Raw genomic sequence first — 15,337 nt, 5'->3', positions numbered from 1 at the left:
ACCGACCTAACTGTTGCGCGCCCTGATATCTTAAGCTAGAGTAGTTGTGGTTAATATGACTGCTATCAAATTTTGGCCATCGAATCATGAACATCGAACAATATTTATTAAAACAATGACCGAGCATCTTTATGATAAAAAATAACAGCAAAAATACAAACACAGTGGCAAGTGTAGACGGCGAATATACGCCATTGTTTACCAAAAATTATAATGTCTATATTAACCATACTGATGCAGGCGGTATAGTCTACCATGCCAATCATTTGGTGTTTTTTGAAAACTGCCGCCGTGATTGGTTTGGGGAACTGAATTTAAATGGGTATTTTTTGCAGACTGACGATGGTGAAATCCAGCATTTTGTCGTCAGTCAAGCAGACTTGCAATATAAAAAAGCTATTTTGTTAGATGAAGTCATCAGTGTGCGCATCGATAAAGTCGAGTTAAAACCTGCCAGCATTATCTTTTACCAGAGCATTCATCGTCACAGCCCAGACAGCCTTTCTCCTGATCATGCTAATAGCAATGACAATGCTAGCAGCTTATTAAGTAGTGGCAAAATCGTCATTGCTTGTGTGCAAAACCAAGTCAAAACCAAACCGCTATCCAATAGTAAGGCAGATACTGCGGTTGCTAGTACCACGCCCATGCGCCCTATTCGTGTTCCAAAGCATTTACGCGATGCCATTGAGCAAGCGATTTACGAGCAGCTGAATGCTTAGTGGTTGGATAGTTAGTAGTTAGATACTTAATGATTGGATACTTAGTGGCTGAATAATTAGCGATAATGACTTATGCATCTCCATAATAACAAACCGATACTGATATTCGAGAATATTCAGGTGCACAGTAAACGCGCAGCCAGCATACCTGCCTGTAATGATAACAAGGTTGGCGATAAAAGTATTAATAACAAAAATATGGAAGCCATAGAAGCCACAACATCTGCGCTATCTACCATTTATCAAAGATGGATCAGCAAACTAAGACCAAACACTGTCTCTCAGCCAATCATACCTGTACATCAACGATTATTAATCGATGGTGCCACAGGCAAGCTGTTAGCAGGTCAAGTAACCGTGTTGACAGGCGCTTCTGGCAGTGGTAAATCGGTATTATTACGGGTATTGGCTGGACTATTGCCCATGAGCGGCGGCAATGTGCGTTTGCGCTCTGATGACCAATCAACCAGCAGTGCTTACTATAGTATCCATGATACTGCACCGATACAGTGGCGCATGAATGTTGCCCTACTCGCACAGCACCCACAATTATTAGAAGGCAGTGTACTTGAGAACTTGCAAATGCCTTATCAGCTACAAGCGCATCAGCACCTTGACTTTGATATCGACTGGCATATCGCACAGCTTGAGCAATTGCAACGCAGCGCTGACTTTTTGCAGCAAGAAGTCTATCATCTATCGGGCGGCGAGCAGCAACTGGTCAACACGTTACGCCTCTTACAATTGAACCCACGGGTGTTGTTACTAGATGAGCCTACTGCGGCCCTAGATAGTGACACATCAGCCCAGCTCGTCAATCTACTCATGGACTGGTTACAGGCAGATAAGCAGCGTACATTACTGTGGGTAACTCACGATACACAAGACATCATGCCGTTAGCCGATCAGCATTGGCAGATGCAAGCAGGGATATTAACTGAGATATTCTAACGTTGAGCTAATCCTGTCATGTCACTCTTTAAGATGACTTTTTCTAACAAATTCGCATTAACGTCTATCTTATATTCGTCAGTTTATATAATGAGCCACTATGAGCGGTACAGATGATATACAAGTATTTTTAACTTACGGTGATATTGCCCTTGCCAGCAGCTTAATTATCATCGTTCTTATTATCTCTTGGCGGCTACGCTTACAGCTGACCAAAACGCTGTTAATCGCGGCTATCCGCACGGTGCTCCAGCTTAGTTTTATCGGTTTAATATTGGCATGGATTTTCGCTCGTGAACAATGGTATGAAGTCCTGTTAATTTTGACCATCATGACCTTGATTGCAGGCGCTGCTGCCAAAAATCGCGTCAAACGTAGCTATAAAGGTTTGTTAACTGACACTTTGCTGGCAGTAAGCGCTTCGGCTATATTAGTCACTGCGATAGCCATCATGATTATTTTAAAAGTACAGCCTTGGTACACACCACAATTCGTTATTCCTATATTGGGGCTAATATTGGGCAATTCGCTCACCGCTATCTCATTGACCAGCAACCAGTTGATTGAATCCTTTCATGAGCAGCAAGGACGTATAGAGATGATGCTCAGCCTATCTGCTCGCCCATTTGAAGCAGTGCATGAGCCAATACGCGCCGCCATTGTCAATGGCATGACTCCAACGCTGAACTCTATGCTAGTCGTCGGTATCGTTAGCTTGCCCGGAATGATGACGGGTCAAATATTGGCTGGCGCTGACCCCACTCAAGCGATTCGCTATCAGATAGTCACTATGTTTTTGATATGTGTGAGCAGTACGCTCGGCTGTACGATCAGCGCTTTACTCATTTATCGACGCTTTTTTAATAAAAACAAGCAGCTGATATTACCTTAATAATTGAGCATAACTACATTCAGTTGGAGTGCTGACAAATCTCTAGTTGATATATTGATGTTGGCTATGATAAATTTTTTCTTAACTCATTCATTTCTATACTTATTAAGCGGCGAATAGCGTATCTTAAGTGACAAACAGCGCATCTATCTAATCACGTGAAATTCCATAAAAATCATATTTTTCAGCTTTATTTATGCACTGCTCAGTATTTCATATTAGTATAATATTTGATGATATTCATGCTACTGTATTGCTTAAATGTATCATTATTTTCTGATACCTTAGTGTTAGATAACAGGTAGAGCTTATTTAAGAGTAAAAATGCTCTTATGATTAAGCGATCTGTTCGTTCAATTGACGTCATTATCCTTTAATAATGATTAAGTCGTTTTGTACGATAGCAATAAAATCTAGCAGCCAGTCAATAGATAAGGATATTATCACGCTCAGCGGCAAACGATTTACGTCAGCGCTGATGTGTTTTATTGACACGGATATGACTGCTTTACGACAGAATTCACCCTATTTTAAACTTCAAGGACGCTGACTATGACGCCGAATAAACCTTGGCTTGCCCATTATCCTAATGGTGTACCAAAAACTATCAACCCCGATAGATATAGCAGCATCATGGAGCTGTACGAAGAATGCTTTGAGCGCTTTCGTCTGCACCCTATGAGTATCTGTATGGGCGTGACCCATACCTACGATGATGTTGATAAAGCTTCGATTGCCGTTGCTGCATGGTTGCAGGCGCAGGGGCTGCCTCAAGGCAGTGTGGTTGCACTCATGATGCCAAACGTGCCGCAATATCTGCCAACGATGATTGGTATTTTGCGGGCAGGTTATGTATGTACCCCTGTTAACCCACTGTATACTGGTCGTGAATTACGCCATCAATTAAATGATTCTGGCGCTCAGGTTATTTTTGTAGTTGATAACTTTGCTCAAGCGCTCGAACAAGTCATTGACGAGACCAATATTAAGCGTATTGTCCTCTCGAAAATGGGCGATATGATGGGCTTAAAAGGTATTTTAGTGAATACCATCATTCGTCAGGTCAAACGCTTAGTGCCTAAGTACAAGTTAAATGACCCTAAGCACGAAGTGACCAAGTTTCCTGATGTGCTGAAGAAAGGCCAAAGCCTTCCTTTCCACAAACCAAAAATGCAGTTAGATCAAAAAGCATTTTTACAGTATACAGGTGGTACAACAGGACTATCTAAAGGGGCTATCTTAACGCAGCGTAATATCGTCGCCGCGGCGATGCAATCAGAAGCATGGACCAAACCGATTACGTCAGAGATTAATGAGGTCTATATCAATATGGTGATGGCGTTACCGCTCTATCATATTTTTGCCTTTATGCTCAGTCTACTTGGCATGCGCTCAGGCTACACCTTTATCTTGATACCTAATCCACGTGATATACCAGGATTTATTAAAACGCTGTCAAAACAGCCGTTCCATATATTACCAGCGGTGAACACCTTGTTTAAAGGCTTACTTGATCATCCAAACTTTAAAGAGTTAGATTTTAGCTCATTACGTATCTCGCAAGCAGGTGGTATGGCAGCAACTGAGCAGACAGCTGCTCGCTGGTTGGAAGTCACTGGTTGCGCCATGATTGAAGGTTGGGGTATGACAGAAGGTGTCGCTGTAGGTACCGCTAACGTCATCACTGATCGCAAGTTTAACGGTACGATTGGCGTCCCTGTTCCTAGTGTCGATGTCATTGTCATCGATGATGAAGGCAAGCGCGTTGGTGTCAACGAAGCTGGTGAGATGTGTGTAAAAGGTCCTAACATAACCTCAGGTTATCTTAACAGAGACAGTAGTGATGACTTTACGGCAGATGGCTACTTTCGCACTGGTGATATCGTCAGCATGGATGAAAAAGGATACTTTAGATTATTAGACCGTAAAAAAGACATGATTTTGGTTTCAGGCTTTAATGTCTTCCCAAATGAGGTTGAATCAGTGATGCTAGATTGTGATGGTATTATTGATTGTGCGGTGATCGGTATTCCCGATGAGCATCAAGGTGAAGCAGTCAAAATTTATATCGTCCCTGCCGATAACAATGTCACTAAGGATGTCATTAAAGAATTTGCATTGGACAATATGACTGGCTATAAATGCCCGCGTCATATCGAATTTGTCAGTGAGTTGCCAAAGAGTAATGTGGGTAAAGTATTACGTCAAAAACTGCGTGAAAAGCATATGTCTGACAACCCACAATTATAAATAAAGACATCATTATCAAAAAGCGTTTTACATCATATGTAGAGCGCTTTTTTTATGTGAACCTATGATTCTTATACAGAAAATCATTGCTTTGTAACTATAATGTTAATGCTTTTACATATTAACTTTTTCTACAAACTAGATGATTCGTATAATAATTCACAAATTTCCAAATAAAATGCCGTTCGCACCTTGTTGCTAACCGCTTATCCTCTATATAGTTACAACATATATTTTTTGCTTTATCAAACTTAATTATAAACTATCGAGTTCTTGTATAAAAACAACAATATCAATTGTAGTTATGTTAATGTGTTGCCAAAATAAGTCACGCTATTTTTTATTAGTGTGAGTCGATAGTCGTTCAATTCAGATCAGTTTATGAGCAAGTGGTGCTTTTCTTAGTAAGGATAATAGTAACCAGCTGTTTACTGTATTTAGAGCACTGCTTTTTATAGTGAAATGAGCTTGTAGTTAAATAATTTATATAAAGGTCACCGTATTTTAGCAGTCTGTGAATCGATAGGATAGCACGCGACAATCCATTGCTCTCAAGGCGATGATTTATATTGTTGACAAGGATGTGACTACTCTTTTATAGAACCTTAACGTATCACAACATTTAAGGACGCTAAGTATGACAGTAGATAAGCCTTGGCTGGCGCAATATCCAGAAAACGTACCCAAGACCATTAATCCTGATCAATATGAGAGCCTCATAGAGCTGTATGAGGAATGTTTCAATCGTTTTCGTATGCATCCTATGACTATTTGTATGGGTGTCACTCATACTTATGGTGATGTGGATAAAGCCTCACTGGCCGTTGCCGCATGGTTACAAGCGCAAGGCATTCCTAAAGGCAGTGTGGTCGCACTCATGATGCCAAACGTGCCGCAATATCTGCCAACGATGATTGGTATTTTGCGAGCGGGCTACGTTTGCACTCCAGTTAACCCACTTTACACTGGTCGTGAGCTGCGCCATCAATTAAATGATTCTGGTGCTCAGGTTATTTTTGTGGTTGATAACTTTGCTCAAGCACTCGAACAAGTCATTGAAGAAACCGACATCAAACGTATTGTCCTCTCGAAAATGGGCGATATGATGGGGCTAAAGGGTATTTTGGTTAATACGGTTATCCGTCAGGTCAAACGCTTAGTGCCTAAATATAACCTGAATGACCCTAAATACGATGTGACCAAGTTTCCTGATGTGCTGAAAAAAGGCAAAAACTTGCCTATCCAAGCACCAAAAACCACACTGCAACAAAAAGCAATTTTGCAATATACCGGTGGAACGACTGGTTTGTCGAAAGGCGCTGTTTTGACTCAGCGTAACGTCGTCGCCGCTGCGATGCAGTCAGAAGCTTGGTACCGCCCTATCACCTCAGATATTAATGAGGTCTATATCAATATGGTCATGGCGTTACCGCTTTATCATATTTTTGCCTTTATGCTGACCCTGTTAGGCATGCGCTCGGGTTACACCTTTATCTTGATTCCTAACCCACGCGATATGCCGGGTTTTGTTAAAACGCTGTCAAAACAGCCGTTCCATATATTGCCAGCAGTGAATACTTTGTTTAAAGGCTTACTTGACCAGCCAACCTTTAAAGATTTGGACTTTAGCTCACTACGCATCTCACAAGCAGGTGGTATGGCAGCAACTGAACAAACAGCGGCGCGCTGGTTAGAAGTTACTGGTTGCCCGATGGTCGAAGGTTGGGGTATGACTGAAGGGGTTGCAGCTGGTACCGCTAACGTCATCACTGATCGCAAGTTTAACGGTACGATTGGTATACCAGTCCCTAGCGTAGATATCATTGTCGTTGATGATGAAGGTAATCGTGTCGGCTTACATCAAGCTGGCGAGATGTGTATTAAAGGCCCAAACATTACCTCAGGCTATTTTAATAAAGACAATAGCAATGACTTTACCAGCGATGGTTACTTCCGTACTGGCGATATCATCAGTATGGATGAACAGGGCTATATCACTTTACTTGATCGCAAAAAAGATATGATTTTGGTTTCAGGCTTTAACGTCTTCCCAAATGAGATCGAGTCAGTCATGCTAGATTATAAAGGCATCATTGATTGCGCAGTGATCGGTATTCCTGATGACCACCAAGGCGAAGCAGTCAAAATTTATATCGTCCCTGCTGATAATAATGTTACCAAGAGTGATATTAAAGAATTTGCTTTGGACAATTTGACTGGTTATAAATGCCCACGTCATATCGAATTTGTCAGTGAGTTGCCAAAGAGTAATGTGGGTAAAATATTGCGTCAAAAGCTACGTGAAAAGCATATGTCCGATAACCCTCAAACCTTGTAGTGCATAGATTTTAGATTTTTAAAAAGAAGACAATAAAAAACCCTCAGCATTAAAGTTGAGGGTTTTTTATTGTCTTCTTTTTGACTTCATTGCTGTTGATACCAAAGCAATGAAGTCAACTAGTTACTAATTGACTTTATTGACCACTTGCAATGGCAAATGCTTCATTGCTTGACCGACAATCGACCACGGTAGACTTGGTACACAAGCTTCGTCGACTCCAGCCTCAATCGCTGCAACGATGGATTTGGTGCCCGTATCTGCATCCACTTCAAACGGTAGTGGTTTGGCATTTTCATTAATTTCAGTACGGATATAACCTGGATAAATGGTCGAGACTTTAATGGGCAATTTGGTTAATAACATATCAGCACGAATGCCTTCTGCCAGATGAGCCAGACCCGCCTTACTTGCGCCATAAGCGGTCAAATGCTTAGGCAGTCCACGCATTGCCGACATGCTTGATATCACCACCAGATGACCGCTGTTTTGTGCGCGGAATATATTCATCGCCGCTTCACATTGCGCGAGCGCAGAGACAAAATTAATCTCAACGGTGCGGCGGTTGGTATCGAAGCGCCCTTTACCAATACGGCGACTATCCCCGACGCCCGCATTGACCACCACACGATCGATATGACCAAAGTCAGTTGCGAACGCATCAAATACATCGAATATGGCATCATAGTCGCTGACATCTAATGCTCGATATTCAACACGAATATCAGGATACGCTGCCATTAACTCTGATTGTAGACTTTCTAAACGATCGGTACGACGCGCGCAAATCGCCAAATTATAGCCAAGCTTGGCAAACAATCTTGCCATGCCTTCGCCCAATCCTGAGCTGGCACCCGTGATTAATACTGTTTTACCACGACCAATCTGCTGCTTATTTAAACCTTTTAGGTATCGTGCGGGCTGAATTGCGCTAAATAGCTGATTTTTACTTTGTTTAGCGCTTTTGGTGACTAAATTGATCACTTTATTTTGCATAGAACGTCCTGTTTACATCCATATTATATGAAGTTGACAGTCTATAATATCGCAAATTGATAAGTGCGGCTTGTCTGTCATAAAAATACACAAAAAATACTCAACAATTATCATAGCCGATTTTAATAACATAAAAATCGGCTACGTGTTTAGAGTGATCATTTTATCCTGATGTTAATCACGGCTTAATCATTGCTGAATTATGACCTTGATGTCTCACCGGCCATCACATGCTATGTTATCGCCACGTCACGAAGCGTTTGCCATCAGCAAATAAGTGACTGTACTCATTTAAAGACAATAGCCGTGTACTCTGCGCTTTTAAAGTAATAGACGTCACGCCCGTATTAACCAAGCTTTTATTAATTTGATAGGCTGTTGAGCTGCCCTGCTGCAATAACTGCGCGGTAATAGCCGAAATAATGCCGCCCGAAGTAAACACCAGTACCGTACTATCACGCTCTAAATTCAGATTAGCCACTTGCAAACGCACTTGCTCAAGCGCTTGTTTTGCCCGCTCATTAAATTGTGACCAGCTCTCAACATAATCACTGTCATTGTCACCTGCATGCCAGCGCTGCATCGCAGCATCAAACAACTCCGCTAAACGCATAGATGGCACTTCTGCTTGCGCAATCTCAGCCGCAATAGCACCTTTACTCATAAAAGCAGGATTAGACTTTATAAACACGTCTTTATGATTAAATTCATCAAATTGTGGCAGTACATAGCTATCCGGCGCACTTATATCGATCGCAGGCTTACTAGAGATATCGCTATCAACAAATGACTGATAACGCTGCCAAAAATGATGTGCAGAGTCTTGCTGTCTAACCAAACTACCAGTAAAAATCGCATCGATTCGACGCTGAGTCGTCGCGTAATGCTGACCTAGCATCTGCGCTTGCTTGCCACCCAGCTCTGAGAGTTGATCGTAATTCTCTTGTCCAAATGACGCTTGACCATGACGGGCCAAAAGTATGGTTGTCATAAAATATTGCCTTATTAATCGCACTCTTATAATTTTTAAAAGCTCTAGATTTTTAATTTTTAATTTGCTTACTCTTCAGCTTTAGGTGCGCTTTGTTCAAAATAGCTCTTTGGCAAAATACCTTTAATAACAGCCTGTATAGGACTTGGCAACTGCTCAATCATCACAGCATCAACACCCATATCCTGTAGATGAGGCTGTACTCGGTTAGTAAATAGTGCCTCACCTTCATATTGAGCAATCAGTTTAAGACATTTGGCATGTAATACGTGCACAATAATCCAGAAATTTTTAAAGGCGGGATTGGTCGTTTGTTTATGATAGTAGCGGTAATAAATCTGCTGAACGATACCCGCTAGACGGAATAACCCAAACACTTCATAAAACGTCCAGTTGTCTATCTCTAGACCTGTCTGCTCAAGATAATAAGCAACCACCTCATCGCGAGTCATCATGCCTTTTAAATGGGTGGGCTGACGGCGTGACTGCTGCATAATGATGTTGTCATCTTCTTCAATCCAATACGCCAATGCGCTGCCCAAATCCATCAAAGGATCGCCCAAGGTCGCCATTTCCCAGTCGAGTACGCCGATCACCTTGGTCGGATCTGCTGCATCCAAAATCACATTATCAAAGCGCCAATCGTTATGAATGAGGCAAGTCTTACTATCAGCAGGCGTATGCTTACCGAGCCATTGACGGACTAAGGCAAAACTTGGGACGTTAGGTGTTTTGGCTTTGACATAACGCTTGTCCCAGCCAGTTACTTGACGTTCGCAATAACCTTCACCGCGTCCAAGATGGACCAAATCAGGATGCGCTTTATAATCGACTTGATGCAATTCAATCAAAGCATCAATAACATTGGTACATAATGCACGCGTTTGCTCTTCATTTAAATCGATGCCTTTTGGCAAATTGGCACGAGGAATGATACCTTCCATACGCTCCATGACATAAAAGTCTGCACCGATGACGGACTCATCCGTACATAGCGCGACCATTTTAGGTACATAAGGATAAGCATCTTTTAAGGATTTTTGAACCGTATATTCGCGCACCATGTCGTGTGCTGATTTGGCTTTGGTGCCTTTTGGTGGACGGCGTAAAATTAAATCTTGGCTTTTACCTTCGCCTTCATATTGCAAACGATAGGTCCAGTTTGATGCGCCACCTGAAAATTGAGTAACGGTAGGCTCGCCTTCTATATCGACGCCTTGAGCACGTAGCCATGAGCTGACCGCTTTGGCATCAAGCTCTTCGCCCTCACGAACCTCGCCGCCTTTATCTAGTAATTTATTAGATACTTCTTTGAAGGTAGTGTTGCTTTGATTAGCAGTTGCCATATGACATTCCTTATCGTGTGCTCAATTATGTTTTGTCAGTGAGTATAGGGCTGAAAATTCACTATTAACGGTGTAATAGTGAATTTCAATGAGAAATTAATTCAAGAAAATGCTCATTTAAACCAGTTTCTATACGATTATTGCCAATGAAAATTAGGCTTTCACAGGCTTTGAGGAACGGCTAAAACCTTGACGCTTTAATTCTAACTTAGCAATCATCGTTTTATGCACTTCATCAGGACCATCGGCTAAACGTAGCGCTCGAGCTTGGGCAAAGAATGCAGGTAGCATCGTATCTTGGCAAACGCCCATGCCACCATGAATCTGAATCGCCATATCAACCACTTCTTGTAGCACAGTTGGCGCAACCACTTTAATAGCAGAGATTTCAGTCAATGCTGCTTTTGTGCCTTGCGCGTCCATTTTTTGCGCTGCATATAGTGTCAATAAACGCGCTTGGTCAATCTTAATACGTGCCTCAGCGATACGCTCAAAATTACCACCCAGTTGTAATAATGGCTTACCAAAAGCGGTACGCTCCATGCCGCGCTTAACAGCCAGCTCTAGCGACTTTTCGGCAGCGCCAATACAGCGCATGCAATGGTGAATACGACCTGGTCCTAGGCGACCTTGCGCAATCTCAAAGCCCATACCGGCTCCACCAATAAAATGACTGACGGGCACACGTACATTATCAAAGCTGACTTCACCATGGCCGTGCGGCGCATCATAATCGCCAAAGACTTTGAGCATACGCTCGATGTTGACACCCGCTGTCTTTGCTGGGACCAATACCATCGAATGTTGATGATGACGATCTTTATTCTCATCAGGCGTATACGCCATCACAATCAAAATATCTACCGCAGGGTCACCCAGACCTGATGACCACCATTTACTGCCATTGATGATAATCTCATCGCCATCGACGACAGCCGTCGCCTGCATATTGGTGGCATCACTGGAGGCAACATCAGGCTCAGTCATACAAAATACCGAACGCGTTCTACCTTCTAAGATTGGCGTTAGCCATTTGTCTTGCTGCTCCTCTGAACCATAGCGCCATAAAAGCTCCATATTGCCGCTATCAGGGGCATTACAGTTAAAGACATAAGGCGCTAATAAACTGCGTCCAGTGAGCTCGGCAATCGGTGCATAATCGGTCACCGACAGCCCTGCCCCTAGCGTGTCATCTGGCAAAAATAAATTCCATAGACCGGCTTCGCGTGCTTGTTTACGCAAACTCTCGTATTTTTCTGGCCATTGCCAATTTTTCCAATTGCCGTCTGGGTTTTGCGTATGACAATCCGCCCAAAACTGCGCTTCTATTGGCTCAATATGGGTTTCGATAAATGCTTTGACTTTGGCATGCATGGTTTGACCATGTTCGGTGGCGGTAAACATCAATGTATTTTCAGACATAGCTGGCATCCTTTTCCTTGCTGATAGTTAATGATTTTCATCACATTCACATAAAACTTTTATAAAAAACGCAATGAAATTCTTATAGTGTACGTGCGTATACTCTGTTCTATACGCCACATTTATAACACAGCATTTATGAATAAACAGCAAAAAGGCGCGACCCGCTAGGACACGCCTTTTACAAAATACAAACAATGCTTCTATTTAGAGTGGAAAATTAAAAACTACTTTAGGATATTTAACCGACTATTAAAATCAAAACGTGCTAGCGCATCTGGTAGTTTATCAATAGCCATATTCACCGTTGCTTCGGCAGCTTGTGACAATCCCAACTTCTCGGCCAGCGTTGGCTTTTGACGTGAATGCAGCGCATAGACTTCATTGTCTTCCATACGCTCTAAAATATAACTGTCTGAGGTTTGCAGACTGTCAATTAAATTCAATTTTAGTGCATCTTCGCCATACCAATGCTCGCCTGTTGCTACTTTCGCGACATCCAATGCTGGACGATACGTGTTCACGAAATGTTTGAATAACTCATGCGTTTGCTCAAGCTCTTCCTGGTATTTGGCACGGTCGTCAGCGTCATTTTCACCAAACATAGTGACAGTACGTTTATAGTCACCAGCGGTAAACATCTCATAATCGACGTCATGATTTTTTAGCCATTTATGAAAGTTTGGTAACTGTGATACCACACCGATTGAGCCAATAATGGCAAATGGCGCAGCCACTACGTTATCTGCCACACAAGCCATCATATAACCGCCACTGGCCGCGACTTTATCGACACAGACTGTCAATTTTAAACCAGCCTCTTTTAGACGTGCCAATTGCGCTGCTGCCAAACCATAACCATGAACCAAGCCGCCGCCTGATTCAAGACGTACCACGACTTCATCGCCTTTATTTGCGCTGCTGATTAATGTGCTGATTTCTTCGCGTAAATGCTTGACTGCCGTGGCTTTGATATCACCGTCAAAGTCGAGAACGAAAACTTGTGATTTATTATCACTGTTTTTTTTCTTATTTTTGCTTTTTGCTTTCAATGCTTGCTTGGCTTTTTTAGCCATTACTTTTTTGAATTGCTTAAGCGCGGCTTTACCTTGAGTTGCCTCCATTAAGTCTTCACGGCGTTGTTCTTGGCTTTTATTTAGATGAACAACTTGTAGCTCAACAGGGTTCTTAGCAGGGTGAAAAAGCATGAGTAGCATTCCTTACATGATTAGAATAATTTTAATAAGATTTTATAAGTGAGCCTGATATGTGCACAGTGGCTGATATTTTCAAGCAAAATGACAATATTTAACCCAATGCAAATGTTACTGAATAAATACGCCCATTACTAATACTTTCCTACCCTTTGATTGGACGCCACTGGTTGTATAACAAGGGCAGATTAGGCATAATATGCGTTTACACCAAATTTTCTGTAGCCAACGTGATGACCATTTGTCTTAATCGCGTTATTTGTGCGTTTTTAGCGGATAGCTTGAATCGTACAGCAATGGCTGCATTATTGTATTTCGAATTGGGCTGACAACTGGATAATTATATTATGACGCAAAGCACTATGACGCATAGCGAATATCGAGACGAATATTGCGGAGCCGTAACCGAAAGCTTCATCGATCAAACCATTAGTATCGTAGGCTGGGTACATCGTCGTCGCGATCACGGTGGCGTGATTTTTTTAGACATGCGTGACCGCGCTGGTATCTTGCAGGTCGTCGTTGACCCTGATACACCAGAAGCCTTTGCTACTGCTGATGCGGTCCGTCCTGAATATGTGCTAAAAATCACTGGTCGCGTACGTCAACGCTACGCGGGTACTGAAAACAATAATATGACCAGTGGTCAGATTGAGCTGTTGGGCAAAGAAATTGAAGTATTGGCGAAATCTGAAACACCGCCTTTCCCATTAAATGATGAGAAAACCACGGTATCAGAAGACTTGCGTTTGAAATACCGCTATCTTGATATGCGCCGTCCGCAAATGCAAGAGCGTATGGTTTTCCGTGCTAAAGCCACGTCAGCCATTCGTCGTTACTTAGATGACCATGGTTTCTTAGACGTTGAGACCCCTATCTTGACTCGTGCGACACCAGAAGGCGCGCGCGATTACCTTGTGCCATCACGCACACGCCCAGGTAACTTTTTCGCCTTGCCACAATCACCACAGTTATTCAAACAGCTGTTGATGGTGTCAGGTTTTGATCGTTATTATCAAATCGCAAAATGTTTCCGTGATGAAGATTTACGTGCGGATCGTCAGCCTGAATTTACCCAAGTGGATATTGAGACTTCTTTCTTAAACGAAGAAGAAATCATGAACATCAACGAAGGTTTGATTAAGCATTTATTCAAAACCATGATGGATGTTGAGTTTGAGCAATTCCCACGCATGACTTACGCTGAAGCAATGCGTGACTATGCCTCAGACAAGCCTGACTTACGTATTCCATTAAGACTAATCGACGTTGCTGATTTAATGAAAGACGTTGATTTTAAAGTATTTGCCGGTCCTGCTAACGATCCTAAAGGTCGCGTTGCTGCCCTACGAATTCCTGGTGGCGCGTCATTAAGCCGTAAGCAAATCGATGCTTATACCAAATTCGTTAGCATTTATGGTGCACGTGGTTTGGCGTATATCAAAGTCAACGATGCGAGCAATATCAACAACGGCGTTGACCAAGAATCTGGTCTTCAGTCTCCTATCATCAAAAATATGACCGATGACGTATTGGTAAGCTTGATTGAGCGTACTGGTGCAGAAAGCAACGATATTATTTTCTTTGGTGCGGATAAAGCCAGTGTCGTCAATGACGCAATCGGCGCATTACGTCAAAAAATTGGTCTAGACCTTGAGATGACTACTCGTCAGTGGGCGCCACTTTGGGTCACTGATTTCCCAATGTTTGAGCAAACGGACGATGGTCGTTGGACGTCAATGCATCACCCGTTTACTAAACCTAAAGGTTCTGTTGATGAATTGAAAAACAACCCAGAATCTGCCCTCTCTATCGCTTATGATATGGTATTGAACGGTACAGAAGTTGGCGGTGGTAGCTTACGTATCAATACCTTTGATATGCAGCAAGCGGTACTTGATGCTTTAGGTATCGGCGAGCAAGAAGCTCAAGACAAGTTTGGCTTCTTACTTGACGCCCTAAAATTCGGTGCGCCGCCGCATGGTGGCTTGGCCTTTGGTTTGGATCGTCTGATTATGCTCATGGTAGGCGCAGACTCTATCCGTGATGTTATCGCTTTCCCGAAAACCAAAACTGCTGAGTGCCCACTAACTCAAGCACCTGCTGAAGTCGATAGCAAGCAGCTACGTGATCTTGGTATCCGTGTGCGCGAAAAAGCACAGGCTGACACCAACAAACCTGCGCAATAAATGGTCTAACGATGTCCGGATATTTT

General features: G+C 42.6%; 11 protein-coding genes. 6 read left to right on the top strand and 5 right to left on the bottom strand.

Annotated elements, in window-relative coordinates; all coding sequences use genetic code 11:
* Positions 1-131: 131 nt before the first annotated feature.
* The 5 genes from Q6344_06215 (at position 132) to Q6344_06195 (ending at position 7,153) form a co-directional block, all read left to right on the top strand.
* Positions 132-722 carry a thioesterase gene (locus Q6344_06215; GenBank protein WLG14924.1) on the top strand — a complete coding sequence of 197 codons (591 nt, stop codon included), beginning with the start codon at positions 132-134 and terminating at the stop codon, positions 720-722.
* Positions 723-794: 72 nt separating this feature from the next.
* Positions 795-1,673, top strand: coding sequence for an ATP-binding cassette domain-containing protein (locus tag Q6344_06210; GenBank protein WLG14923.1), 879 nt, complete (start codon positions 795-797; stop codon positions 1,671-1,673).
* A gap of 100 nt (positions 1,674-1,773) precedes the next feature.
* Positions 1,774-2,565 (top strand): iron export ABC transporter permease subunit FetB, encoded by a 792-nt coding sequence (gene fetB, locus Q6344_06205; GenBank protein WLG14922.1) that lies wholly within the window; start codon positions 1,774-1,776, stop codon positions 2,563-2,565.
* A gap of 552 nt (positions 2,566-3,117) precedes the next feature.
* A complete protein-coding gene (locus Q6344_06200; GenBank protein WLG14921.1) occupies positions 3,118-4,815 on the top strand; it encodes an AMP-binding protein in 1,698 nt (565 codons plus the stop codon).
* 637 nt (positions 4,816-5,452) lie between these two features.
* Positions 5,453-7,153: an AMP-binding protein gene (locus tag Q6344_06195; GenBank protein WLG14920.1), complete on the top strand. Its 1,701-nt coding sequence runs from the start codon at positions 5,453-5,455 to the stop codon at positions 7,151-7,153.
* A 126-nt stretch (positions 7,154-7,279) separates the two neighbouring features.
* On the opposite strand, the gene Q6344_06190 is transcribed toward Q6344_06195, so the two are convergent.
* The 5 genes from Q6344_06190 to sohB all read right to left on the bottom strand — a co-directional run bounded on the left by Q6344_06190 (position 7,280) and on the right by sohB (position 13,116).
* A complete protein-coding gene (locus tag Q6344_06190) occupies positions 7,280-7,981 on the bottom strand; it encodes an SDR family oxidoreductase (protein ID WLG15160.1) in 702 nt (233 codons plus the stop codon).
* 406 nt (positions 7,982-8,387) lie between these two features.
* Positions 8,388-9,140 (bottom strand): histidine phosphatase family protein, encoded by a 753-nt coding sequence (locus Q6344_06185; GenBank protein WLG14919.1) that lies wholly within the window; start codon positions 9,138-9,140, stop codon positions 8,388-8,390.
* 68 nt (positions 9,141-9,208) lie between these two features.
* Positions 9,209-10,486, bottom strand: a complete 1,278-nt coding sequence (locus Q6344_06180) for a phosphotransferase family protein (protein ID WLG14918.1) — start codon at positions 10,484-10,486, stop codon at positions 9,209-9,211.
* A 153-nt stretch (positions 10,487-10,639) separates the two neighbouring features.
* On the bottom strand, positions 10,640-11,890 hold the full coding sequence (locus tag Q6344_06175) for an acyl-CoA dehydrogenase family protein (protein WLG15159.1): 1,251 nt from the start codon (positions 11,888-11,890) through the stop codon (positions 10,640-10,642).
* Positions 11,891-12,135: 245 nt separating this feature from the next.
* Positions 12,136-13,116 carry a protease SohB gene (gene sohB / locus Q6344_06170; protein WLG14917.1) on the bottom strand — a complete coding sequence of 327 codons (981 nt, stop codon included), beginning with the start codon at positions 13,114-13,116 and terminating at the stop codon, positions 12,136-12,138.
* Between the two features lie 368 nt (positions 13,117-13,484).
* On the opposite strand from sohB, the gene aspS reads away from it, so the two are divergent.
* Positions 13,485-15,311 carry an aspartate--tRNA ligase gene (gene aspS / locus Q6344_06165; GenBank protein WLG15158.1) on the top strand — a complete coding sequence of 609 codons (1,827 nt, stop codon included), beginning with the start codon at positions 13,485-13,487 and terminating at the stop codon, positions 15,309-15,311.
* Positions 15,312-15,337 lie beyond the last annotated feature (26 nt).

It is taken from the genome of Psychrobacter cibarius (assembly GCA_030686115.1).
Classification (GTDB): domain Bacteria; phylum Pseudomonadota; class Gammaproteobacteria; order Pseudomonadales; family Moraxellaceae; genus Psychrobacter; species Psychrobacter cibarius_C.
This window is presented reverse-complemented; position numbering and strand designations above follow the sequence as displayed.

What these genes read in the sequence shown, in the direction of transcription:
- Q6344_06215 (WLG14924.1), top strand. Translation starts at nt 132, where the DNA reads ATGATAAAAAATAACAGCAAAAATACAAACACAGTGGCAAGTGTAGAC.
- Q6344_06210 (WLG14923.1), top strand. Translation starts at nt 795, where the DNA reads ATGCATCTCCATAATAACAAACCGATACTGATATTCGAGAATATTCAG.
- fetB (WLG14922.1), top strand. Translation starts at nt 1,774, where the DNA reads ATGAGCGGTACAGATGATATACAAGTATTTTTAACTTACGGTGATATT.
- Q6344_06200 (WLG14921.1), top strand. Translation starts at nt 3,118, where the DNA reads ATGACGCCGAATAAACCTTGGCTTGCCCATTATCCTAATGGTGTACCA.
- Q6344_06195 (WLG14920.1), top strand. Translation starts at nt 5,453, where the DNA reads ATGACAGTAGATAAGCCTTGGCTGGCGCAATATCCAGAAAACGTACCC.
- Q6344_06190 (WLG15160.1), bottom strand. Translation starts at nt 7,981, where the DNA reads ATGGCAAGATTGTTTGCCAAGCTTGGCTATAATTTGGCGATTTGCGCG.
- Q6344_06185 (WLG14919.1), bottom strand. Translation starts at nt 9,140, where the DNA reads ATGACAACCATACTTTTGGCCCGTCATGGTCAAGCGTCATTTGGACAA.
- Q6344_06180 (WLG14918.1), bottom strand. Translation starts at nt 10,486, where the DNA reads ATGGCAACTGCTAATCAAAGCAACACTACCTTCAAAGAAGTATCTAAT.
- Q6344_06175 (WLG15159.1), bottom strand. Translation starts at nt 11,890, where the DNA reads ATGTTTACCGCCACCGAACATGGTCAAACCATGCATGCCAAAGTCAAA.
- sohB (WLG14917.1), bottom strand. Translation starts at nt 13,116, where the DNA reads ATGCTTTTTCACCCTGCTAAGAACCCTGTTGAGCTACAAGTTGTTCAT.
- aspS (WLG15158.1), top strand. Translation starts at nt 13,485, where the DNA reads ATGACGCATAGCGAATATCGAGACGAATATTGCGGAGCCGTAACCGAA.